Source organism: Patescibacteria group bacterium (genome assembly GCA_004297735.1).
Classification (GTDB): domain Bacteria; phylum Patescibacteriota; class Saccharimonadia; order UBA4664; family SCTI01; genus SCTI01.
This window is the reverse complement of record SCTI01000001.1, coordinates 1-20,799: the sequence shown is the minus strand read 5'-3', so window position 1 is coordinate 20,799 and position 20,799 is coordinate 1. Positions and strand designations below refer to the sequence as shown.

Here is a 20,799-nt window from a genome sequence, read left to right as displayed (position 1 = left end):
TAGGAGTATAGCAAGAGAAGGGGATTTTCTCAATCCCCTAGCTCCAACTTGAATCTGGCTTAAAGCTTTTAGTCGCCGGTGCGATTACGACCAACCAGCTGCAGGTGTTTGATTGAATCGTTCATTAGCTGCTGGTAGAACTCCTTGGCATCCTTAACCAAGCCGGCCGTCTCGTCATCCTCTAGGCTTTCGCCAACACCCTCAATTAACGCCCAGTGCACAATGGCGGCACCGGTAAAAAAGCCCAGCCATTCATAAATCTCGGTCAGCTCATCCCAGCTGTCACCAATGTAGGTATCGCGCATAGTGCGAAGCTTTTTGTTGGTGGCTTCGGCCTTTTTAAGGGTGCTTTCGCTGGTGCCAGCCGCCAAAACAATAGCTTTGATTCGATTAGCGTGATCGGTGCTAGTATCTTTGAGCTGTTGGATCTGCTCGTCGCTTCGCTCCTTGCCAATTGCTTCAAGAGCGCGATCAACCGTGTCATTAAAGGTTTCGGCAAAAGCCAAAACCTCTCCAAATTTACGCGCTGCAAAATCATTCATTTCTGGCATACCATTTTTCTCCGGTTAGAATTTTAATTTGTTTAATATTTAGTCTTGGACTCGCTATATCGACGTTCGACTTCGTCCCAATTTACCACATTCCACCAAGCGTCAATATAGTCTGGGCGCTTGTTTTGGTAATGCAAATAGTAGGCGTGCTCCCACACGTCTAGCCCTAGGATTGGAATGTGACCATCGCTTAATGGGGTGTCCTGGTTGGCGGTTGAGCAGATATGCAAGCCGTCGGTATCGACACACAGCCAAGCCCAACCACTGCCAAATCGGCCGATGGCAGCTTGTTTAAATTGCTTCTTAAACTCACCTAAGCTGCCAAAGGCCACATTGATAGCCTCGCCCAGCTCGCCGGCCGGTTCGCCTCCCCCGTTAGGCGACATCACCTGCCAAAACAAGCTGTGATTAGCGTGGCCTCCCCCATTGTTACGTACCGCCGACTGAACATCTTTAGGCAGATCACCGAGATTTTTAAGCAGCTGCGTGATGTCTTTTTGCGCTAAGTCGGGTTGACTCTTTAGGGCATCATTAAGTTTCTGAACGTAGGTCGCGTGATGCTTGCTGTGGTGAACCTCCATGGTTCTGGCATCAATATGAGGCTCAAGCGCATCGTAGCCGTAGGGTAAATCGGGTAAAGTAAACATCGCCGCTCCTTTTTAGTCTATTGTACACTAGGGTATATGAGACCGTTAACCCGTTGGCGTATTGGCAACCAACTACCATATGGGCCGGATCGCTTAATGAAGCTGAATGTTTACCGAGCACCTGGGCCGCCACCAACTCAACCGCTCCCGGTGGTGGTTTTTTGGCATGGAGGCACATGGAAGAACGGCGGTCTATGGCGCTACGGCTTTGTTGGGCGGGCTTTAGCCAAGATGGGAGTCGTAGCGGTATTGGTTGGATACCGTAAGTACCCTCAAATACGCTACCCGACCTTTGTTGATGATGCTGCGCTAGCGATAAAATGGGTCGACGAGCAAATTAGCGAGTATGGTGGCGACCCTCAGCGGGTTGTGATTGCCGGACATTCTGCCGGCGCCCACACTGCCAGCGCCCTGGCTTACTTGCCTGGTTACTGGGAGAAAACCGGGCTTTCTCGCCAAGTCCTTAAGGGCTTTATTGGCCTGTCGGGCCCGTACGATTTTTATCCACGTCCCGATCTCCAACCAATCTTCCCGCTTAAAGATCTATCTGAACCCTGGCGTATTGGCAAGCAGCTGCCTAGCACGCTCTCCCCCGCCCTAGTTGTTCACGGCTACTTTGACCCAATTGTAAAAATTGGTTACGCCAAAACCTTTGTTCAACGAATCAAGTCGGCAAATGGGCGAGTTGCAGCCCGCTATCTGCCCATTGAGCACATGCTAACCCTGTTCAGCTTTGTCTGGCCATTAAGGCTTTTACCCCGATCGCCTTGGCGCTCCTGCCGAGCCTTTGTTAGGCAAGTTTTTGAACCAACGCTTGAGTAACCACTCAACCATAACTACAATGCAGTTATGGTGGGTCAGCGTGTTGATGGAATTATTGCAAGTCCAAAGCCGATAGTAGCGGCCCCAAAAGCTCGCCCGATCGCCCGATCGCTAGATTACGACAAGTACCAAATTGGACCAACCAATCATCATTCAAATTTTGGCTCTAAGCTTTTATTTGTAATCGGCTTTTTAGCGCTAATAGGAGCCTTAACCGCGTTCGGCTGGGACTACTACACCCACTCGCAGCAAGCCGAGGCGATTATTCAGCCTCTACCTACCACCCAACCGGTAGCTACGGCCGAATCGTCACCAACGACCACTCCAGCCGCTCAGCCGGCACCAGCTCCCACCGAACCGCTCCAAACTCGCTTAGCCGCCCCGCTGGCTAACTTTGCCAACCAGGCAGGCGGCACCGGTGCGGTTGTAGTTATTGATCTTCAAACTGGGGAAACCGCTGGAGTTAATCAGGACCATATTTTTACCAGCGCTAGTATTTATAAGCTGTTTGTAGCTGAAGCAATTTACAAAAAGCTTCAAGCCGGGACCATTAAGGCAAAATCAACTGTCCCAGGAACGGGCAAAAGCTATAGCCAGTGCTTAAAGTTAATGATCACAATCTCCGATAACCTATGCGGCGAAAAGCTAGGCACGGTGGCGGGCTGGGACAAGCAAAACGCTCGACTGCACCAACTAGGTTACGCTAACACCTACTTGCGCGCTTACGGCACCCAGCAAACCAGCGCTCACGACACCGCCCTGCTGCTCCAACGCCTCTACCGCGGGGAGCTGGTTGGCGTTACATATTCGGCCGAGCTCATCAACAACCTTAAAAACCAAACCATTAACAATCGGTTTCCCACGGGCCTACCAGCCGGTACCGTAATCGCCCATAAAACCGGTGATCTTAGCGGCTACATACACGATGCCGGCATTGTTTATACTGCGCAAGGCCAGTATGTTATCGCCGGATTAAGCGGCCCCTGGAAGAATGGCGGTTCAGCCTCGACTGCTTTTAAGCAACTAAGCCAGGATGTTTACGCCGCTATGACCGCTCGTTAAGTAAGTCTGGGCGGTTACGCTTGGTTTTAATTAGCGCTTGCTGCTTGCGCCACTGCTCGATTTCGGCATGATGACCATTTTGCAACACCTCAGGTACCTTGTCGCCCCTAAACTCAACCGGTCTAGTGTACTGTGGATATTCAAGTAAGCCGTCGCTAAACGATTCCACGTGAGCGCTTTGTTCGCCCCCCAGAACGCCCGGGATTAAGCGTACCACCGTATCAACCAGCGTCATGGCAGGCAGCTCGCCTCCGGTCAATACGTAGTCGCCCACCGATAACTCAATATCGACATACTTAATAATTCTTTCATCAAACCCCTCATAATGTCCGGCTACTAAAATTAGACCTTTTTTAGCCGATAAATCCGCGGCCAGATTTTGCTTAAACTGCACCCCTTGAGGCGATAAAGCGATCACCGTTGCCTCGGGGTTATCTTTTTTGGCTGACTCTATGGCCGCCACCACGGGCTCGGGCTTTAGCAGCATGCCGTCACCGCCGCCGTAGGTGGTATCATCAACGGTGCGACGAGGGCCAAGCCCAAATTCGCGCAAATCGTGAAGATGAATATGTACCAACCCACGATCTTGAGCCTTCCACAGCATACTCATGTCGAACGGCCCCTTAAACATACCAGGGAAAAGCGTAATAATATCGATTCGCATTGGCTTACAGCTCGAGGTCGGCTAGCTCCTCCGCCTCACGCTTGGTTTGAGCGTGACGGGTCGCTATCTCGTCTTCTTCCGCCGGCGCTGGATCGGCATCGGTTGCCTCTTGGCTTTCAGCTGGTGCCTCATTTCGTTCACTTGGGCCACCCTCCGGGTCAACAATCTTGAGCGGCAACGGTGCTAGACCATCCTTAGCACCCACGCCGCGCAACAACGTACGGATACTTTTGGCGGTAGCTCCGGCCTTGCCAATAACCTTACCCATGTCGGCGGCGTCCAGATGGAGCTCCAAGTATTCACCCTTATCATCGCGTACGCGCTTCAGCTCAACAGCATCTGGATTTGATATTAGGGCTTTAACTACATAATTAACAAAGTCTTCGCGCAGATCTGCCATGAAGTGAGGTTTCCTTCTTGATACTGTACATCATACCGCACTTTGGCGATTTGATATAGCTTATGCCTTGTCGGAGTCTTCGGCTGGCTTATCTTCTTCGGTCGCGGTCTCAGCTTGAGGCTCTGGCGTATCCGATTTGGCTTCTTCGTTCGGTGCTTCAGCTTCTGCTTCTTCGGTCACTGGGGCATCTTCGGCTGGCGCCTCGGCAGCCGGCTTTTCCTCTGGCTCGCTCTTAGGCTTAGACTGTTTGGTTTTAAGTTTAACCCAGGAAGGCAGCTCAATCTTTTCCTGCATCAGCAGCCTAACAACTGAGTTTGAAGGCTGAGCTCCATGAGCTAAGCGACGTTCAATCGCTTCTTTGTCGAGCTTAACTTCTTTGGTGTGAGGGTTGTATGAGCCAAGTACCTCAATAAATTTGCCGGTAGCGGCGCGTGAAGATTCAGCCGCAACGACTCGGTAAACTGGGTATTTGGTGCGGCCACCACGGGCCAAGCGAATTACTAACATATGAGTGAGTTGTATCTCTTAACAATGAGGTCGATTTTACAGATATGCGCCAGGTTTGTCAACCTGTAGCCATAAAGACGATCAACGCCTCACTCAATACCAACCGAGTGAGGCGCATATAGGAGGCTAGGCCACCCGCTCGACCTTGGCTGCTTCAGGTGGGGTTCCGTAATGCGTGATGCTGGCACGCGGGAATCGAACCGGAGGCGGGCTGTCTGCAGGAGTCCACTCTCTGCTGAGCTCGTCCTGGATCGAACGAACCAAAGCAGCTCCTGCAACTGCCACCCCAAACAAGGGGCGAATCCAGCTTGTGGTTACGGCAAACACCGAACCACCTCCTTGGGTCACAGGATAGTGCCCGGCGCGGAAAGGGATAATGCCTTGGCGCGTCGCAACTTAGTAATACCACACATACGGTTATACTTACAACCGTTTTTTGTCTTTATTAAGGGATATCTCTACTTGTTGGCTTCGTAAGCTTTCAGCGCGTTGGCTGCCGCCTGCTGTTGAGCCGCCTGCTTGCTTGAGCCCTTTCCCTTGCCGCACAAGCGTTGGCCGACGTAAACGCCAACCTCAAACACCTTGTCGTGATCTGGCCCGGCCTCATCTAACACCTTATAGTGCGGCGTGTGCCCCTCACGCTCCTGGGCCAGTTCTTGAAAACGGCTTTTTGGATCAACCCAACTGCCCTCTTCTAGGATGCTTTGCAGCCGGCTAACAATATGGCTACTAATAAAGCGCTTGGCTTCGTCGTAACCGCGATCAAGGTAAATGGCACCAATTAATGCCTCCACGCAGTTGGCGTGAATTAGAGCGCGACTGCGAGCGTTGCCCTTAGCCTCACCGCGGCTGAGCTGCAGGTAGCGATCAAAGTCGAGCTTTGCGGCCACCTCGCTTAGCGACTCGGTCTTAACCAGGGCGCTGCGCCAGTTGGTTAAATCTCCTTCGGGGTTGGGGTAGTTCTTATACAGATAATCGGTTACGACTAGCTCCAAGACCGCATCACCCAAGAACTCCAGGCGCTCATTGTGCTCCAGACCCAAATTAGGATGCTCATTGAGGTAAGAACGATGAATGAAGGCCCGTTCGAGTAAACTGCGATCGGCAAACTCTAGCTCGAGCTCCTGCTCCAGCGCGTCTAAATTCGCCTCCACCTTTACATTACTCATGCCAACCCCAGCTTTTCTAAGCCCATATTAAACAGCCTTTCGGTGTCTTTATACTCAATCAGCTTCAGCGCCTCGGCCCGGTCAAACCACTTAGCGTCAACAATACCCTCGCTATCTTCAGGTATCAATGTGTCGGTATCACCAAGCGCTTCAATCAAGAACACATGAGTGGTCATATAAATCAGTTTGCCCTCTTTGCGGTAAAAAAAGTGAATCTTATCCAGCTTATCCTTAATTGAAAGCTTGGTTAAGCCGGTCTCTTCGCCGATCTCACGCACGGCGGTCTGTTCCAGACTCTCGCCCTCCTCTACGTGGCCTTTTGGTATGGTCCAGCGCCCCAGCCGATCCTGGATCATCAAAATATCAATATCACTAGCGCCGACCCGGCGGAACACCATTCCGCCCGCCGTAAACTCACGTACCGCCTTGGTGCGAGCGGGACGCTTTGATTTAGTCTGCTTTCTTTTCTTCTTCTGGTTCGTAGACATCGCTTCCACGGTAAATGGTACCAAGTACGCCGTTTACAAATTTACTAGAGTTCTCGCCACCAAAGGCCTTGGCTAGTTCGACCGCCTCATTAATAGCCACCTTTGGGGGAACCTCGCGCTTAAACAAAAGCTCATACACGCCAATGCGCAAAATGATCTTATCGATCTTGGCAATTTGATCAACCGGCCACTCTGGTGCAGCCGGGCCAATCATGTCGTCAATTTCTTGCTGGTGAGCCTGAACGCCCTCAACGATGTCGTAAACAAAGTTTTTGTCATCAATCGCGTTGGCAAACTCGCCAAAGTTACGATCAATGATGGCGGCTTTATCGACATCGGCACCGGCATTCTCGCGAAAATCGTATTCATACAATGTTTGCATGGCAACGATTCGACCGAGATGTCGGTTAGAGGCCATGCTTTAGCGCTCCCGCCTCACTAATTTAGTTAGGCCCAAGCTGATTGCCTTGTGCAGGCGGCGAGGAGCCAGGCTGCCATCGCTGGCAAGCTGTAGCGCTGGCGCTTTAAGCGCATCGTGGCTACGGCGTTGATTGCGGCGAGTTTTACTCGTACGTTTTTTAGGAACGGCCATTGGAGTCCTTTGTTTCCTTTAATTGTAAGCTCTCACAGTCGTCTTTGCAAAGCTGTTGGATCGGTAGCTGTAGAATCAGCTCTTGCCGAACCGGCTCGTCCAGATCAATAGTACCTTTACTATCAATTGGGAAGCTATCTTCGTCGGGGTTACGAGCGAACTCGGCCCGGATCGGCAGCTCAAGCGAGTGAGTGAAAGTGCGCAAACAGCGACCGCATTCCAGCTCGACAGCGGTCTGCAAATCACCGATGGCTAGCACACCGTCGCGAGTCCCCATTATCCGTAGGCTACCGGCGAGCGGCTGCGCTAACTTTACATCAGCAAGCTCCGGACTCTCATTATCGACCTTAAAGTCGGTAATTGAGCCTTCCCCTTGCCTTAAGATGTCGTTAACGTCTATGTGCATGCGCTCTTGGGCAGTATAATACGACGATTTAGCAAAAATCGCAAGGGGTTGGGCGGCTTAAGAATCTGTTAATGCCGGGCTGATATGGTCTATATGTCTGGTTGGAGCAAAGTAGGGGGCTACGGCTGGTGTCGCGGTAAGGCCTACGAAACCATGTCGCCGGGTTCGATCCCCGGTAGCTCCACCAGACGCATAAAAGCACGGTCGAAACCGCGCTTTTATGCCTACGAAACTGTTTGTATTTTAAAACAAAGCTTTCTACTTTACAACTAGGTTAAGGATCTTACCCGGGACATAGATTGTCTTCACAATCTCTTTGCCTTCCAGCTGGGCTTTGACTGAGTCACTCTTCTCGGCCAGCTCCTTCACCTGATTTTCACCGGCATCAGCGCCAACCTCAAGCTTAGCGCGAACCTTACCGTTCACCTGAACCACCACCGTGACCAGTTCGTCCTGCACGAGCTTTTCATCAAAGGCCGGCCAGCTGGCCACATGCACACTAGTCTCACCGCCCAGCTGCTGCCACAGCTCCTCGGTAATGTGGGGTGCAAATGGGGCTAAAATCTGTACCAGCAACTTCAAGTTTTGCTGCCAAGCCTCGCTCCCAAGCGGCAGTTCGGTCTTGAGCTTATACATCTCATTAACCGTTTCCATCATTGCGGCGATGGCGGTGTTAAAACCAAACTGCTCCAAGTCGAAGGTGACTTTCTTAATGGCCTTGTGAACCGTAACCGCAAGCGCGGTCTCAAGCTTACTATCACCACTCTCTCCCTCATTGCGGGCCTCGAGATGCTCTTGTGTCAGCGCCCACACCCGATTCAAAAAGCGCTTAGTGCCATCAATACCAGTCGGATTCCAGTCGACCCCCTGATCATACGGGCCAATAAATAGTTCATATAGACGTAGGGCGTCTGCGCCATAACCCTGGTCAATTAAATCATCAGGGGTTACGGCGTTACCGTAGCGTTTACCCATTTTGCGGCCATCGCTACCGCCGATCATACCCTGATTACGTAAGCGTTTAAACGGTTCCTCAAAATTAATCAGCCCGGCATCATGCAGAACTTTGGTCCAGAATCGCGCGAACAAAAGGTGAGCCACCGCGTGCTCTACACCACCGACATAGGTGTCTACAGGATGCCAATGATTGGCCTTTACACCATCAAATGGTGCATTGTCATTATTTGGATCCGTAAAGCGCAAAAAGTACCAGCTTGAATCAACAAATGTATCCATAGTATCGGTCTCGCGCTCAGCTGGGCCGCCACACTGTGGACATTCGGTATGTAGCCACTCCTTAACTCGCGCCAGCGGAGAACGACCATCATCGCTTGGATGATAAGACTCAAGCTCGGGCAGTTCAACGGGGAGCTGGTCTTTTGGCACCGGAACGATACCGCACTTTGGACAGTGAATAATTGGAATCGGTGCGCCCCAGTAACGCTGACGACTAATCAGCCAATCTCGCATCTTATAGTTAACTCGCTCAGTACCAACCTCGGCCGTGATTTTCTTACGCGCTTCGCTTGAGCTCAGGCCGTCATAGGTGCCTGAGCTCGTCATGATACCTTCGCCACTGTAAATCGTGCCAAACATTAGCCGTTCAAATACTCTTTGATGTAGCTCATCCGTTACAAGGTTACTAAACTGCTTCGGGGTTAGCCACTCTGCAACCATTCGACCTTGCTCGCTTGCTTCAAGCTGCAAAGGTTGTTTGTCGTGACTCTTAAGCTTAAATTTCAGACCAGTCGCAATGATTTCACGCGGAATATTTTTAGCAGATGCAAAGTAGCTGTGATGTACATTCTCCATCTGTTCAATAAACTCAACATCGGTATAACCTGTCTCCTCGGCTATTTCGCGGCGAGCAGCCTCAATTAGATCCTCGCCTTCCTCCACCCCACCTCCAACTAGAAGGTAGTTTTCTCCGTGCTGAGTATTCCATTTGATAGATAGCACATCGCCAGTCTCAGGATCCTCAACAAGCGCTACAATACTGCGACGAAACACCGGATCTTTTTGCGGAGTACCAGTAATTGGCTCAATCACAGTCTTAATTGGCAGCTCAAAGGCCTGCGCAAACTCATTGTCACGCTGATCGTGAGCCGGTACCGCCATGATCGCACCGGTGCCATACCCACCCAGCACGTAATCGGCCACCCATACCGGTATTTCTTCCTTAGTAAGAGGATTGACTGCGATAATTCCAGTATTTACTCCGGTCTTCTTACGGTCGGTCTCTTGCCTCTCAATTTCCGATTTACTTACTGCGCCCGTAATATATTCTTGAGCCTCCGCTGACGCCTTCCATCCCTTTTCGACCCAGGTCTGAGCCAACTCGGGTGAAATCACTAGGAAGGTAGCACCCGCCAAGGTGTCGGCGCGAGTAGTAAAGGCGACGAGCTCATCCTGAGGTCCATTTTTCAACTTGAACTCAACTTCAGCGCCAACACTTCGCCCAATCCAGTTGCGCTGCATTGCCTTTACGTTGTCGGCCCAATCAATCTTCTCAAGGTCTTCCAGTAAGCGATCAGCATAATCGGTAATCTTAAAGAGCCACTGCGACAGGTTGCGCTTCTCAACTTCATGCCCACACCGCTCGCAAACATTCTTACCATCTTTTTTAATGACTTGTTCATTTGCAAGCACGGTCTTGTCGTGTGGGCACCAGTTAACTGCCGACTCGGCTTTATAGGCAAGTTTGCGCTCGTAGAATAATAGGAACAGCCACTGTGTCCAGCGATAGTAATCTGGCTCTGACGAGTTGATCTCGCGACTCCAGTCATACGACAGGCCAACTTGATTTAGCTGACGCTTAAACACGGCAATGTTTTGCTCGGTTGATTTACGCGCTGGCAAGCCCGTCTTAATCGCTTGATTCTCGGCCGGCAAACCAAAGGCATCCCACCCCATCGGGTGAAGCACATTGTGGCCAGTCATGCGCTTATATCGAGCAAACGCATCCGATATAACATAGTTGCGGACGTGGCCAACATGCATGGTTACGCCAGATGGATAGGGAAAGAATTCCAGTTGGTACCATTTTGGGCGAGGATCATCATCGCTGGTTTGATACAGCTTGGTCTCTTCCCAAATCTTTTGCCACTTGGGTTCAATTTCCTTTGGACTATAACGTTTCATTACGGCTTATTGTAGCAGAAAATCAGATGGGATGAGATATCTATGAGGCGTTTGGATTACGTGCTACATGGAATACCGTATTGTTGGTATTTGGAAACTCATGTAGGTAATGTAGTTTGTTTTTAGCCATCAGGTCATTAAGGACCTCATGCAAAATCTCATGAATTCGTGGCTGATACTCAGAATAGTCGATTAGTTCTGGCTCCGGAAGACCGGCATCCATCTGTTCAAAGGCTTTATGAAACTCCCCACCTACCTTTTTCTGACGAGGGTTAACCGGCTTGTCTCCCACGTAATAACCGCAGCCATCAATATCAAAAGCCTCACCACGCAAGTGCGGTCCATCCGATAGCGCCATCTTCCCGGATGCCACAATTTGATCTTGATACTCCTGCGATCGAGTTAGGCTAGTAACCGCCAGCCGAACATTTTTATCAAAACCTTCTGCCAGCATTCGCTTGCGCCATTCGGCAGTAATCTGGCCTAAAAGAGCTGCTGAAGCCTTAGTTAGGTATGGCGGATACTCATCGTGTAGTTTAGGATTGCGCAAACGCATTATAGGTAAGTAGTCTGGGGTTTCAACTACTTTTACTAACACGCCCTTATTGGCAGCATCTATTATGTCTGAGTTCGTAGGAAAGCTCGGTACTTTTTCATACCAATCACGCTCAATCTTGTGCTCTCGACTGATCCGCTCAAGGTATTTTTTATCAACTGCAATATTTGACTGTAGTAGTCGAGACGGGATGCCGCGCGAAAGGATTTTTACCGGCGCTAAAAGTAGTTTTTGGAGGCGTTCCATATATTCCTATTGGACCTTAAACTGTTCTTGCTTTTTACGTTCCCACGATTCGCTCTGACGCACAAGCCTTTTGCGATCTTTAGGGTCGGCCAAAATTAGCGCCACCGCCTCTTCGGCAAACACACCGTTTTGAGAGCCCTTAGCCAAAACCAAATCACCTTGATTCAGCTCGCTCTTTAAAAACTCACCGGCTTTGTACGGGGACATAAAGTTCTTAATTTTGGCATCATCAATGCCCGCCTCAACCGCGCCGGCAGTAATGTAATCACCGGCTAGCTTGCCAATTGTGACCAGCAAATCGACCTTAGCGGCCACGCGGCCTAACTCACGGTGGGCCTCAGTCGCGGCGTCACCAAGCTCGTTCATGGTGCCGAGCACCGCGATACGACGACCCTCGGTTGGCAGGCGTAGCAGCTCGGCCACCGCCGCCGTGGCTGCTCGAGGGCTAGAATTATAGGTGTCATCAATAATGGTTGAGCCATTCACCCCATTAAACACCTGCATGCGACCCGAAACCGACTCAAAGGTCTGAATGCCAGCCTTGATCTCATTGCCATTCAAGCCCAGCTCTTCACCCACCGCTGCGGCGGCGGCTAGAGCACTCAAGCTATGCTCGGCAACAAAATTGGTTTTAACCGCTACCTCGTCATCAGCTAGCTGCAGGCGACCATTTAGTGTCAGGTTCTTCAACCGCGTAATGCCTTCAAAGTGAGCATTGCCGTCGCGCACGCCATAGGTGCTTACCTCGCGGCCTAACTTCTTTGACTCCTCCATCACCCGCGGATCTTCGGCATTAAGCAGCACCACTCGACTGCCACGTGCTAAGGCCATTTTTTCGTGCGCGATTGCGTCTACACTCCCAAACTGCTCTAGGTGAGCCGGCGCAATTGCTGTGACAATACCAATATCTGGCTCAATGTAGCGCATAAACTTTTGAATGTCGTTTGGCTGATCAGCGCCCATCTCCAGCACCAGTACATCATATGGATATGGCTGTTTGAGCTTTTGATCAATTAAGTTGAGTATCTTAAACCACGCCATTGGGTTTTTGAGCGAAGCGGGAACCTCTAGCTCAAAAATTGACAGCGGCATCCCCAGCTCAGAGTTATAATTTCCCTGATGAGCTAACACTCGATACTTTTGCGACAACACCGATGCGATCGCAAGCTTAGTGCTAGTCTTACCGACACTGCCAGTAACGGCTACGATTTTGAGTTTATTTTTACGAATTAGCTGCTGGACTCGCTGTTCAAGTTGACTAGCGACCAGCCGCCGCAAAAAGGTTTGCATGTGGTTATTATACAAGAATAATTTCTGGTGGAGCTACAGGGATTCGAACCCTGGACCTCTTGCATGCCATGCAAGCGCTCTAGCCAGCTGAGCTATAGCCCCGCGTCCACAAGTGCCAAATTTACCAGATCTACAGGTTTAATGCAACCGCTGAACAGCATAACCAACCGCTGCAGTTAGTGCCGCCAAGACCGTCAAACCAATTAAGTTTGCTATAAAAAAGCCAAACCCAAATCTAAAACCATCCATATGGGACAATCCGCGCGCTTTTGGTTCTTCATCTAGAAAGTTTTTTGCCATGGCCACATTGTAGCATAAGCGTTTAGGTTTTAGCCTGGCTCTGACCGCTTAGTACTTTTAGCAAAAGATCCTCAATTTTATCGAAACGGGCTTCTAGCTTGTCAAAGCGAGCTTCTAGTTTATCGAACCGGGCTTCTAGCTGGTTGAAGCGCTGTTCAAGTTTATTAAAGCGTGCCTCAAGCTTATCAAAGCGCTCTTCCAGCCGATCAAATCGAAACTCCAGTTTGCCAAAACGGGCCTCGAATTTGTCTAATCGAGCTTCAATCTTCCCGGTTCGCAAATTAATTTTTTGATCTATTTTTGCTTCAAAGCCTTCAAATCGACGATCCAGCTCTTGCATAAAAAGTATAGTAAACTCTTCAAATTTATTATCCACACTTTTCATAATTCGGTGCTCCATGGCTGACATTTTGCCGATAATGTTACCCTCGAGCTGCTCCATGGAAATATCAATTCGTTGGTCAAGACGATCCACTTCCCTCTGAAGTCTACAAATATCTTCTTTGCTCGCAAACTCTTTTAGACTGCTACTCATATCCCCTCTTTCTTTTGAGTTAGTTTTAAAAACAGCCTAACAAACGATTATTAAATTTTGATTAAATCCCGGTTTCCCAGGTATAAAAACGTTCCAGGGGCGGTCATATGACCGCCCCATCAGGTAGCTAGAAGTCTTCGGGCTTGACGTGACCCTCCCGCAGCGCCAGAGTGAACCGTCGCGCCCACATAGCAAAGCAGTTGTAGTCGTCGAGAGCAACTTGATTGCGCTGCTCGCGGTTGATGGCGATCAGTCGGCTGTCCTGTTCTATGGTCAGCCGTACTTCGCCACTCCAGCCGCAGTTGTTGCAGACCAGTTCGAGAATGACCCGACTCGACTCATCGTCCCAGTCAAGCGTGTCGAAGATCTCGACGTAGTCCATGTCGCACCTGACACACCTTTCAGGGTGATCATGCGACCCGCTAACTGGAGCGATTGAGGTCCGGGTGACCTCACGGATGTGCCCGCGCCCACAGGGCTTCCAGGTGATCACCCCCTTTCTCACCTCAGCCTCGCAGGCCATCCCCCTGCTGACCCACTCCGGCAGATCCGGCATGCACTGCATTGAGCCAGGCGGCCCCTCGTAGTTGTTAAGCTTCTGCACCATGACCACACCCCTTTCGTACGACGATGGTGGTTATGGTTGCTACCTAGGCTAACAATACAACTCTACTAGCCTTTTTTCAAGATTTTTTAGAGGTTTGAACATATAATTCATGGTAGCTTGAGGTCCCCAGAAACTTGTTCCGGGGACCCTTTATGCTTGAGCCGAGGCACCCCAATCCGCTGGATACTCTACGCCGTCCAACCACAGGATAGCGCACTCGGCAATCTCTTGGGCCTTCTCCATCGACTCTTCGACCCAATCCCACCAAGTACGCTTGTCGTCGGTCTTTAGCTCTCGAGCCAAATCGCACTCAATCATCTCGCGGCGCTTTCGCGCCGTTGGCGCACTTACGCCAATCAGATCGGCAATCTCCCTGTCTGAAAGAGTGGTCATGTAGTACAGCAGGTACGCTGCTATTCCAGACTGGCCAAGCTGATGGGTGGCTCCCCAGTGCTCAGGCTTACGCCAGTCAAAATCCACAATGTGCCTGCTTCTGTCGACAATCACTGGGTACATTGGAAAGTCACGCAGATCTGAAGCCGCCATCAAAATAGCGTCCTCAATTGGTGGCGGAACTGGCGGACCAGCATCCTGCTTCTTTTTTGACTTCTGGCGGAACCGTTCACGACGGAGCTGCTCCCGCATCCACCCAGGCATACCTTCGCCCTGGAAATCACTTGCATCACGCTCCGGCTTACGTCGCGCCTCATGAGTAGCCATTATCTCTCAATTCTGTCGGGTACACACCTGTGCAGTATTATTACCACATTTCGACTGAAGCAAAAACTCAAAAGAGTTTGATTAAATAATTCCTGGTGGAGATAGGCGGATTCAAACCGCCGGCCTCTGCAATGCGAATGCAGCGCTCTATCAGCTGAGCTATATCCCCATAACGGAGGTATTATACCAAAACCGAGCAGCTACTCCCAGGTTAGCTGGTAATCGGCAATGTGTATCACCATGCCTTCAGTCAGGCCCTGTTTAAGTAGCTCCTTAACCACGCCTTGGCGTCGTAAAATATCCTTAATTCGATCAACGCCAATATCGCTATCCCAGTTGGTCCGGCGGGCAAATCGTTCAATCTTTTCGCCATGGACTATAAAGCCATTATCGGCTTTTTCAACACTCCATAAATCGGGCTGGCTAGCTTCATCGATAATTACCTTGGGCTTTTCGGCCACCTCCTGATCACGACGCTGACGATCGGCTTCAACTAGCTTAAGAACAGCATCCAGCAGCTCGTTTAAGCCGGTATGGGTGGTTGAAGATATCTGGAAAACTTGCTTTACGCCGGCCTTCTTTAAGGCTGTCTCTGCTTGCTTTACCTGCTTTGCATCGGCAACGGTGTCAATCTTTGATAGCGCCACTAACTGCGGCTTACCACTCAAATCAACCTGGTATTGCCCTAGTTCCTCCTGGATGAGCTTATAATCTTGAGCCACATTCTGGCTAGCGACATCAATTAAATGCACCAATACGGCGGTGCGCTCGATATGGCGCAAAAACTCATCACCCAGCCCCTTGCCCTGATGAGCCCCTTCAATCAAGCCGGGAATGTCGGCTATGGTAAATGAGCTATCGCGCCAGCTGGCTACTCCTAAGTTAGGAGTGATCGTGGTAAAGGCGTAGTTGCCAATTTCTGGACGGGCGCCGGTAGTAACCGATAGCAAGGTCGACTTGCCAGCATTAGGCAGACCGATCAAGCCGACATCGGCTACCGACTTTAACTCAAGCCGAGCTTCAAAGCTATGACCTGGCTCCCCCTTTTCGGCAATGCGCGGAGCCTGACGCACCGAGGACACAAAGTGGGCGTTACCGTAGCCGCCCTTGCCCCCTTTAGCAATCACAACTCGTGGCTGCTCCGCGGTTAGGTCGGCTATCAGCTGCTCGCCATCGTAAACTTGGGTTCCCTCTGGCACCGGTACCACCATATCTTCGCCACCCTTACCGCGCTTGCGGTTGTCGCCGCCAACCTGTCCGGCCTCAGCTTCAATCCGCTGCTTGCGCCGAAAAGCCGACAGGGTGCTGACGTTGTGGCTTACTTCAAAGATAACGCTGCCGCCATCGCCACCATCGCCGCCATCCGGACCACCCATGGCCCGGTATTTTTCGCGACGAAAGCTCAGGCGGCCATCGCCACCCTTGCCAGCCTGGATTATGATTTTAGCGGTATCTGCGAACATAGTATTCCTTATTATAGCGAAAAACCGCCTGGTAGGCGGCCTTTCGTGTTTATCAGTTTTTGTTTAACAAAATTAGTAGATGTAACGGAAGGTAGAGGCGGGTACGGTTCGGCTTGAAACGCGGTTCCAGCCGTTATAGTTCATCTCACTCACCGTTACCATGTTTCCACTGACGCTCTCTACGTACGCCACGTGACCGTAGTAGCCTGCGCCGGTCCAAGCGATTGCTCCCGGTCGAGGTGCGCTACCGACGCCAATACCAGAGGCCTGAGCGTTAGCATACCATGACCGAGCGTTACCCCAACCACCTGGCACTGCTCGCTTGCTAGCAACGTACCAAGTACAGTAACCGTACGAGTAGGTGTTGTTGCGGCTACCTGGGGCCAAGCTCACCTTAGCTGGAGCGCTTGATTCAGCTGGCGCCGGTGTAGCTGCCGGTGTGTTTGCGGCAGCGCGGGCTACTGGAGCAGCTTCGGGGAACACCCCATCGGGTACCACAATGACCTGGCCTGGCTTCAAGCCATCCACCTCAGCGTTGTTAAAGGCAATGATCTGCTCTGCGTTTGAGCTGTAGTGATCGGCCAAACTCTGGGCGGTTTCACCATCCTTAACCTGGTGCTGTAATCCCGAAATCGGCAGGATGACCAGGTTCTGGCCTGGCTTCAGCTCGGCCGTAGGCGCCATGTTACCGTTGGCCCAGCGAATAGTATCGGTGGTGATGTTAAAGTTAGCCGCCACACTGGCCAGGGTATCACCCTGCTGAACGGTGTAGCTGGTTACGCCACGAGCCGATGAACCACTGGTGTCAACCACCTGGCGCTGTGCCAAAGTAGCATCTCCGGAGGTTGGCAAGCCAACCTGAGAGTTCAGAGTCTTAGCGTTACTTGAAATGTCAGATTCAACCAGTAAGTCGGTCTGCGAAGCAACCGCAGCGGCCACTTCCATTTCGGCGGCCTTATCGATGGTTGAACCAAACCCAACTTGGTTTGCAAGTGGGTTAAGACGGGCGGAGTGAGTTGTTGAGCCGGCTAGAACCACTGCGCCAACCAAAGCCACGGCGGCTAAATGGGTGGCAAAACGCGGAAAAGCGCTGTGAGTGGCTACAATACCAGCCTTTTGAACTACCTGACCGACTGGGGTTAGCCCCTGTGCCGGTACCGGTATGGTTTGAGTATTTTGTTGAGTTGTGTTTGGAAGTTTTAGTTTGGAAGCGTCTTGGATGTTGGATAGCCCAATGCCTATAGCAGGCAGCGAGCCACTAACTTCTCTACTAATGACTTTTCTCCACCCCACACTCTGCTTTAGCAGAGCTTAACGTGGGCTCTGTCGTACCATGTCTTTCCCCTTTGCTTTCGCTTTGGGCAGAATCACCTCGACCTTAGTGGTGATCCGTACGACACTTCTGACAGGCAATTGACAACCGCAAACGAACCAATCTGATGCCCTTTCGAGGCCGATCGGCAAATACGCTTACGCTTATCAATGTACATTCCGAATACTATCAGCCCACTCCAGTAGTGTCAATACGGCTTTTTTGGCTTTATTAAGGCATAAACTGCTATTTTTTACTATAATTCTGCCAAAAAGTGACTTTTTTGACAAAATATGTCTTAATTATAAAAGCTTATGGTTAAAACCAGGGTGAGATAGCGGACTTTCTGCCATCTCACCCATTTTTCTATAACCCTCACGTCAACACCAACTCACGCTGATGTACATCTGCCTTGAGGGCACCGGGGTCTGCACAGCACTCGGCGTGATGACAGCACTCATTACGCGGGTCTAGGCACTCCTCCTGGGTCTCACAGGCGCAAGCTGGGCAGATACACAGCTTATCTCCGCCCCTAGAACCTGCCTCAATCTGCTTATCGAAAGCAATCACCTCCAGGTGACTCTGGGTTGTATTTTGGTTACGCACAAGAATAAGGCCAGGCTACGCCCCCATACATAACCGGAATAGATTATGCTCTTACTTTAAGTAGCGGTCAATATTCTTTTGATGCTCTTCGTAAGTGACAGCAAAATGAGTAACGCCCTCCTTATCGGATATAAAGTAGAGGTAATTATTTGGAGTTGGGTTGGCTACCGCTCTCATTGAACTCAATCCTGGATTGCCAATTGGCCCAGGTGGAAGACCTTTATTTAGATAGGTGTTATAGGGAGAATTAATCTTAAGGTCAATTGGGCTCGTCGGTTTACCGACCAGCTCGGTAGCATAGATAGCGGTTGGGTCGGCCTGCAGCATCATGCCACGACTCAACCGATTTAAGTAGAGCTGCGCCACCATCGCTCTATCCTGATCGGTCTTAACCTCACGCTCAACGATTGAAGCCAGCGTTAGCGCCTGATGCACCGAAAGCCCTTGAATCTCCCATTTTTTAGGATAGTCGGTGTTGGCTAGCTGTTGCTCAAAGTTATCTAGAACCTGTTGCACAATCGATTGAGCATTATACGGCTTCTGAAGGGTATAGGTGTCCGGGAACAAATATCCTTCAAGCGAGCTCCCGGACGGGCGCTGATTGGCCGTAGGCGCGTTGTACGTGGCTAGTAACGCCTGTTCAACCTCAGCCGAATCAACGCCGAGCTGCTTTAAGCGCTCCTTGAGTGTAAAAATGGTTGAGCCTTCGGTAATCAATAGTTGATTGGAAGCAATTTTGCCATCAGCAATCATGGTAATAATTTCTGGAGTACTGCGGGCCGATTGGATCTCATAGTTACCAGCTTGAAGCATTCGCCGCTTACCGGTCAAGGTAGCGTACACGCTAAAAGCGAGTTGGCTTCGAATTAAATGCTTTCGCTCTAGTTCCGCCGCTAGTGCCTCGGTCGACTCACCGCTACCGTAATCGATTAGAACCGACTGACTGGACGAGACGTTGGCCGGCTGAAGCGCCCACCAGTACCACGCCAATACGGTAAAAGCCAACCCTAACACCACACCAACTACCACTACCAACACCACAAGCCAGCGCCGCTTTGGCGCCGGCGGCTGATCGGCCTCAAATACGGGTGATACTGGATTAGTGTTCTGCAAGGTAATCTTCCAAAATAATTACCGCGGCCTCGGCGTCAAGCCAGCGCTTGAGCTCATCGCCAACCAAACCCTCTCGGCCCAAACGCTCACGCGCAATATTACTGGTATCGGCCTCATCCTGAAGAATAATCTTGATATCGGGGTACTGTTGCTGCAAATGCTGGCTGAAGGCTCTGGCCTTGCCGGTCTGAGCGGTATCGTCGCCGTCCAGATTACGCGGCAAACCAACCACAATCTCCCCTACCTCCTGACGTTCAATTACCTCGCCCAAATCGGCAATTAAGTTTGGGGTGTTGGCAACAACCTTAAGTCGATGCGGCCGGGCACTTTCACCCCCAGCAATCGCTAAGCCAACTCGCTTTTCCCCATAATCAATTGCTAAAACCACCATCGGCTATTGGTTTGAGACCTTAACTTCAACCTTGATGTGACTGGTCATCAGCGGTAAGCTGGTCGCCCAAGTTGGCGTCACCTTAATTTCCGCCTTCTCTACGTCTTGCAAACGCTGTGCAATCTCGGTAGCCTCGCCTATCTTCTTACCCTTGATGTCCTTGACGAGAGCATCTTTATCAATCTTGGTACCGGCAAAAGCGGTGGCGTTAGCACGGAACTTCTGCGCCCCGCTACCGGTCGCTGCACCCATCGTCTTTAACTGTAAGTTGCCGCTGCCATCATCGTATATCTCTTTATCCTGACCAATCTGCTCCTGTTCCTTGCTTTTAGCCAGCTCCGATAGCTCCGACTGCTTAACCGCCAGCTGGGTGTACTCAACGCTAATCGCAACGGTCCCACTGCTCGCCTCAGAGCCGGCAGCCGGGCTGGGGTTAGATTTAGTTACCTTTTGCTGCAAGGATGGCTCGAGTACAACCTGACTCTTGCCGGCCTTATCCTTAAGATCCTTCTGGGCCTCCGCTTTATCGGCCTCTACCGCGGCCTGCTGAGCTCGGTCAATATCTGCTTGCGTAATTACCTTGGCGGTCTTAGACGAACCACCTTGCATCTGTTGACCCTGACCGTAAATACCCGACTGCTGCGCTGCCGACAGCCCCGGAATCGAATACCGGGTTGGACCAACGTTGTATTGGTCGCCATTTTGATCGGCCTGCACCGAAACCGTGGTTTTGCCGGCCACAATCTTGCCGCCGCTAACCGACCCACCTGGGACGGTGGCATCAGCGGTCGAACGGAACACCTTACCATCCGAAGTCACAAAACGGGTGCCAGCCACCAGGGCCTGATCATTGGAGTCATACTCGTTGTAAACCGTTATGGTGCCGCTGGCTTTGGTGCCCAGATCTTTGGTGCCGGTGGCCTGAACGCTAGCGTTTAAGGTTTTATTGAGCGACAGTTCGGTAGCAGCCAAGGTCGCCGAACCAATATCCGACTGGCGGGCCGATGGATCGGCCGTAAAATCAAAACTAGAGTTAACTTGTGCGCCCTTAGCAAACAGGGTCACAGTAGCACGGGTAAAGTAAAAGTTAAGACCAACGATTAGCAGCAATATAGCTACCGCCGCTCCGGCCCATAGCGCTCGTTTTTGCATCTTGCCGATGCTTGGAACCGCCGACTTTTTGCCCGGCTTTTTATCTTTAGGTTGCGCCG

22 protein-coding genes, 2 tRNA genes and 1 pseudogene are annotated in these 20,799 nt (G+C 51.0%); 2 read left to right on the top strand and 23 right to left on the bottom strand.

Features of this window, described 5'->3' with window-relative positions; all coding sequences use genetic code 11:
• Window positions 1–68: 68 nt before the first annotated feature.
• Both EPO04_00125 and EPO04_00120 read right to left on the bottom strand, forming a co-directional pair.
• Complete coding sequence (locus tag EPO04_00125; protein TAK89512.1) at window positions 69–551, bottom strand: hypothetical protein; 483 nt, start codon at window positions 549–551, stop codon at window positions 69–71.
• 32 nt (window positions 552–583) lie between these two features.
• The gene (locus tag EPO04_00120; GenBank protein ID TAK89511.1) at window positions 584–1,198 is read right to left on the bottom strand and encodes a superoxide dismutase; all 615 of its coding nucleotides are present in this window, start codon (window positions 1,196–1,198) and stop codon (window positions 584–586) included.
• A 36-nt stretch (window positions 1,199–1,234) separates the two neighbouring features.
• On the opposite strand from EPO04_00120, the gene EPO04_00115 reads away from it, so the two are divergent.
• Window positions 1,235–2,020, top strand: a complete 786-nt coding sequence (locus tag EPO04_00115) for an alpha/beta hydrolase (GenBank protein TAK89510.1) — start codon at window positions 1,235–1,237, stop codon at window positions 2,018–2,020.
• 27 nt (window positions 2,021–2,047) lie between these two features.
• Window positions 2,048–3,082: a serine hydrolase gene (locus EPO04_00110; GenBank protein ID TAK89509.1), complete on the top strand. Its 1,035-nt coding sequence runs from the start codon at window positions 2,048–2,050 to the stop codon at window positions 3,080–3,082.
• On the opposite strand, the gene trmD is transcribed toward EPO04_00110, so the two are convergent.
• The 21 genes and pseudogenes from trmD to ruvX all read right to left on the bottom strand — a co-directional run bounded on the left by trmD (window position 3,066) and on the right by ruvX (window position 19,588).
• Window positions 3,066–3,746, bottom strand: coding sequence for a tRNA (guanosine(37)-N1)-methyltransferase TrmD (gene trmD / locus EPO04_00105; GenBank protein TAK89508.1), 681 nt, complete (start codon window positions 3,744–3,746; stop codon window positions 3,066–3,068). The two genes, EPO04_00110 and trmD, sit on opposite strands and share 17 nt — an antisense overlap.
• A gap of 4 nt (window positions 3,747–3,750) precedes the next feature.
• A complete protein-coding gene (locus EPO04_00100; protein TAK89783.1) occupies window positions 3,751–4,137 on the bottom strand; it encodes a KH domain-containing protein in 387 nt (128 codons plus the stop codon).
• Window positions 4,138–4,206: 69 nt separating this feature from the next.
• Window positions 4,207–4,653, bottom strand: coding sequence for a 30S ribosomal protein S16 (gene rpsP, locus EPO04_00095; GenBank protein ID TAK89507.1), 447 nt, complete (start codon window positions 4,651–4,653; stop codon window positions 4,207–4,209).
• A 126-nt stretch (window positions 4,654–4,779) separates the two neighbouring features.
• Window positions 4,780–4,980: a hypothetical protein gene (locus EPO04_00090; GenBank protein ID TAK89506.1), complete on the bottom strand. Its 201-nt coding sequence runs from the start codon at window positions 4,978–4,980 to the stop codon at window positions 4,780–4,782.
• A 131-nt stretch (window positions 4,981–5,111) separates the two neighbouring features.
• Window positions 5,112–5,822, bottom strand: a complete 711-nt coding sequence (rnc, locus tag EPO04_00085) for a ribonuclease III (protein TAK89505.1) — start codon at window positions 5,820–5,822, stop codon at window positions 5,112–5,114.
• Window positions 5,819–6,310 carry an NUDIX domain-containing protein gene (locus EPO04_00080; protein ID TAK89504.1) on the bottom strand — a complete coding sequence of 164 codons (492 nt, stop codon included), beginning with the start codon at window positions 6,308–6,310 and terminating at the stop codon, window positions 5,819–5,821. The genes rnc and EPO04_00080 overlap by 4 nt, the downstream gene beginning before the upstream one ends.
• Window positions 6,273–6,728 (bottom strand): transcription antitermination factor NusB, encoded by a 456-nt coding sequence (gene nusB / locus EPO04_00075; protein TAK89503.1) that lies wholly within the window; start codon window positions 6,726–6,728, stop codon window positions 6,273–6,275. The genes EPO04_00080 and nusB overlap by 38 nt, the downstream gene beginning before the upstream one ends.
• A 3-nt stretch (window positions 6,729–6,731) precedes the next feature.
• Window positions 6,732–6,902, bottom strand: a complete 171-nt coding sequence (rpmF, locus tag EPO04_00070; GenBank protein ID TAK89502.1) for a 50S ribosomal protein L32 — start codon at window positions 6,900–6,902, stop codon at window positions 6,732–6,734.
• Window positions 6,889–7,308, bottom strand: coding sequence for a hypothetical protein (locus EPO04_00065; GenBank protein ID TAK89501.1), 420 nt, complete (start codon window positions 7,306–7,308; stop codon window positions 6,889–6,891). The genes rpmF and EPO04_00065 overlap by 14 nt, the downstream gene beginning before the upstream one ends.
• A 258-nt stretch (window positions 7,309–7,566) precedes the next feature.
• A complete protein-coding gene (locus EPO04_00060) occupies window positions 7,567–10,449 on the bottom strand; it encodes an NUDIX domain-containing protein (GenBank protein TAK89500.1) in 2,883 nt (960 codons plus the stop codon).
• A 40-nt stretch (window positions 10,450–10,489) separates the two neighbouring features.
• Window positions 10,490–11,251 carry a hypothetical protein gene (locus tag EPO04_00055; GenBank protein TAK89499.1) on the bottom strand — a complete coding sequence of 254 codons (762 nt, stop codon included), beginning with the start codon at window positions 11,249–11,251 and terminating at the stop codon, window positions 10,490–10,492.
• 6 nt (window positions 11,252–11,257) lie between these two features.
• The gene (locus EPO04_00050) at window positions 11,258–12,541 is read right to left on the bottom strand and encodes a hypothetical protein (GenBank protein TAK89498.1); all 1,284 of its coding nucleotides are present in this window, start codon (window positions 12,539–12,541) and stop codon (window positions 11,258–11,260) included.
• Between the two features lie 25 nt (window positions 12,542–12,566).
• Window positions 12,567–12,643 (bottom strand) — tRNA-Ala (locus EPO04_00045).
• A 220-nt stretch (window positions 12,644–12,863) separates the two neighbouring features.
• Window positions 12,864–13,376, bottom strand: coding sequence for a hypothetical protein (locus EPO04_00040; protein ID TAK89497.1), 513 nt, complete (start codon window positions 13,374–13,376; stop codon window positions 12,864–12,866).
• 127 nt (window positions 13,377–13,503) lie between these two features.
• On the bottom strand, window positions 13,504–13,983 hold the full coding sequence (locus EPO04_00035; protein ID TAK89496.1) for a hypothetical protein: 480 nt from the start codon (window positions 13,981–13,983) through the stop codon (window positions 13,504–13,506).
• Between the two features lie 150 nt (window positions 13,984–14,133).
• A complete protein-coding gene (locus EPO04_00030; GenBank protein ID TAK89495.1) occupies window positions 14,134–14,703 on the bottom strand; it encodes a hypothetical protein in 570 nt (189 codons plus the stop codon).
• A gap of 93 nt (window positions 14,704–14,796) precedes the next feature.
• Window positions 14,797–14,872, bottom strand: a tRNA-Ala gene (locus EPO04_00025).
• A 31-nt stretch (window positions 14,873–14,903) separates the two neighbouring features.
• On the bottom strand, window positions 14,904–16,166 hold the full coding sequence (gene obgE, locus EPO04_00020; protein ID TAK89494.1) for a GTPase ObgE: 1,263 nt from the start codon (window positions 16,164–16,166) through the stop codon (window positions 14,904–14,906).
• A 72-nt stretch (window positions 16,167–16,238) separates the two neighbouring features.
• Complete coding sequence (locus EPO04_00015) at window positions 16,239–17,459, bottom strand: LysM peptidoglycan-binding domain-containing protein (protein ID TAK89493.1); 1,221 nt, start codon at window positions 17,457–17,459, stop codon at window positions 16,239–16,241.
• Between the two features lie 676 nt (window positions 17,460–18,135).
• Window positions 18,136–19,203: an endolytic transglycosylase MltG gene (mltG, locus tag EPO04_00010; GenBank protein ID TAK89492.1), complete on the bottom strand. Its 1,068-nt coding sequence runs from the start codon at window positions 19,201–19,203 to the stop codon at window positions 18,136–18,138.
• A pseudogene (gene ruvX, locus EPO04_00005) lies at window positions 19,184–19,588 on the bottom strand (Holliday junction resolvase RuvX). The gene mltG and the pseudogene ruvX overlap by 20 nt, the downstream one beginning before the upstream one ends.
• Between the last annotated feature and the right edge of the window lie 1,211 nt (window positions 19,589–20,799).

Bases quoted from the DNA above. Each gene is read 5' to 3' on its own strand.
- EPO04_00080 (TAK89504.1), bottom strand. From the start codon at position 6,310: ATGTCTACGAACCAGAAGAAGAAAAGAAAGCAGACTAAATCAAAGCGT.
- EPO04_00120 (TAK89511.1), bottom strand. From the start codon at position 1,198: ATGTTTACTTTACCCGATTTACCCTACGGCTACGATGCGCTTGAGCCT.
- EPO04_00050 (TAK89498.1), bottom strand. From the start codon at position 12,541: ATGCAAACCTTTTTGCGGCGGCTGGTCGCTAGTCAACTTGAACAGCGA.
- EPO04_00060 (TAK89500.1), bottom strand. From the start codon at position 10,449: ATGAAACGTTATAGTCCAAAGGAAATTGAACCCAAGTGGCAAAAGATT.
- EPO04_00125 (TAK89512.1), bottom strand. From the start codon at position 551: ATGCCAGAAATGAATGATTTTGCAGCGCGTAAATTTGGAGAGGTTTTG.
- EPO04_00065 (TAK89501.1), bottom strand. From the start codon at position 7,308: ATGCACATAGACGTTAACGACATCTTAAGGCAAGGGGAAGGCTCAATT.
- obgE (TAK89494.1), bottom strand. From the start codon at position 16,166: ATGTTCGCAGATACCGCTAAAATCATAATCCAGGCTGGCAAGGGTGGC.
- nusB (TAK89503.1), bottom strand. From the start codon at position 6,728: ATGGCCTCTAACCGACATCTCGGTCGAATCGTTGCCATGCAAACATTG.
- EPO04_00040 (TAK89497.1), bottom strand. From the start codon at position 13,376: ATGAGTAGCAGTCTAAAAGAGTTTGCGAGCAAAGAAGATATTTGTAGA.
- rpsP (TAK89507.1), bottom strand. From the start codon at position 4,653: ATGTTAGTAATTCGCTTGGCCCGTGGTGGCCGCACCAAATACCCAGTT.
- rpmF (TAK89502.1), bottom strand. From the start codon at position 6,902: ATGGCCGTTCCTAAAAAACGTACGAGTAAAACTCGCCGCAATCAACGC.
- EPO04_00110 (TAK89509.1), top strand. From the start codon at position 2,048: ATGGTGGGTCAGCGTGTTGATGGAATTATTGCAAGTCCAAAGCCGATA.
- EPO04_00030 (TAK89495.1), bottom strand. From the start codon at position 14,703: ATGGCTACTCATGAGGCGCGACGTAAGCCGGAGCGTGATGCAAGTGAT.
- EPO04_00035 (TAK89496.1), bottom strand. From the start codon at position 13,983: ATGGTGCAGAAGCTTAACAACTACGAGGGGCCGCCTGGCTCAATGCAG.
- rnc (TAK89505.1), bottom strand. From the start codon at position 5,822: ATGAGTAATGTAAAGGTGGAGGCGAATTTAGACGCGCTGGAGCAGGAG.
- trmD (TAK89508.1), bottom strand. From the start codon at position 3,746: ATGCGAATCGATATTATTACGCTTTTCCCTGGTATGTTTAAGGGGCCG.
- EPO04_00055 (TAK89499.1), bottom strand. From the start codon at position 11,251: ATGGAACGCCTCCAAAAACTACTTTTAGCGCCGGTAAAAATCCTTTCG.
- EPO04_00115 (TAK89510.1), top strand. From the start codon at position 1,235: ATGAGACCGTTAACCCGTTGGCGTATTGGCAACCAACTACCATATGGG.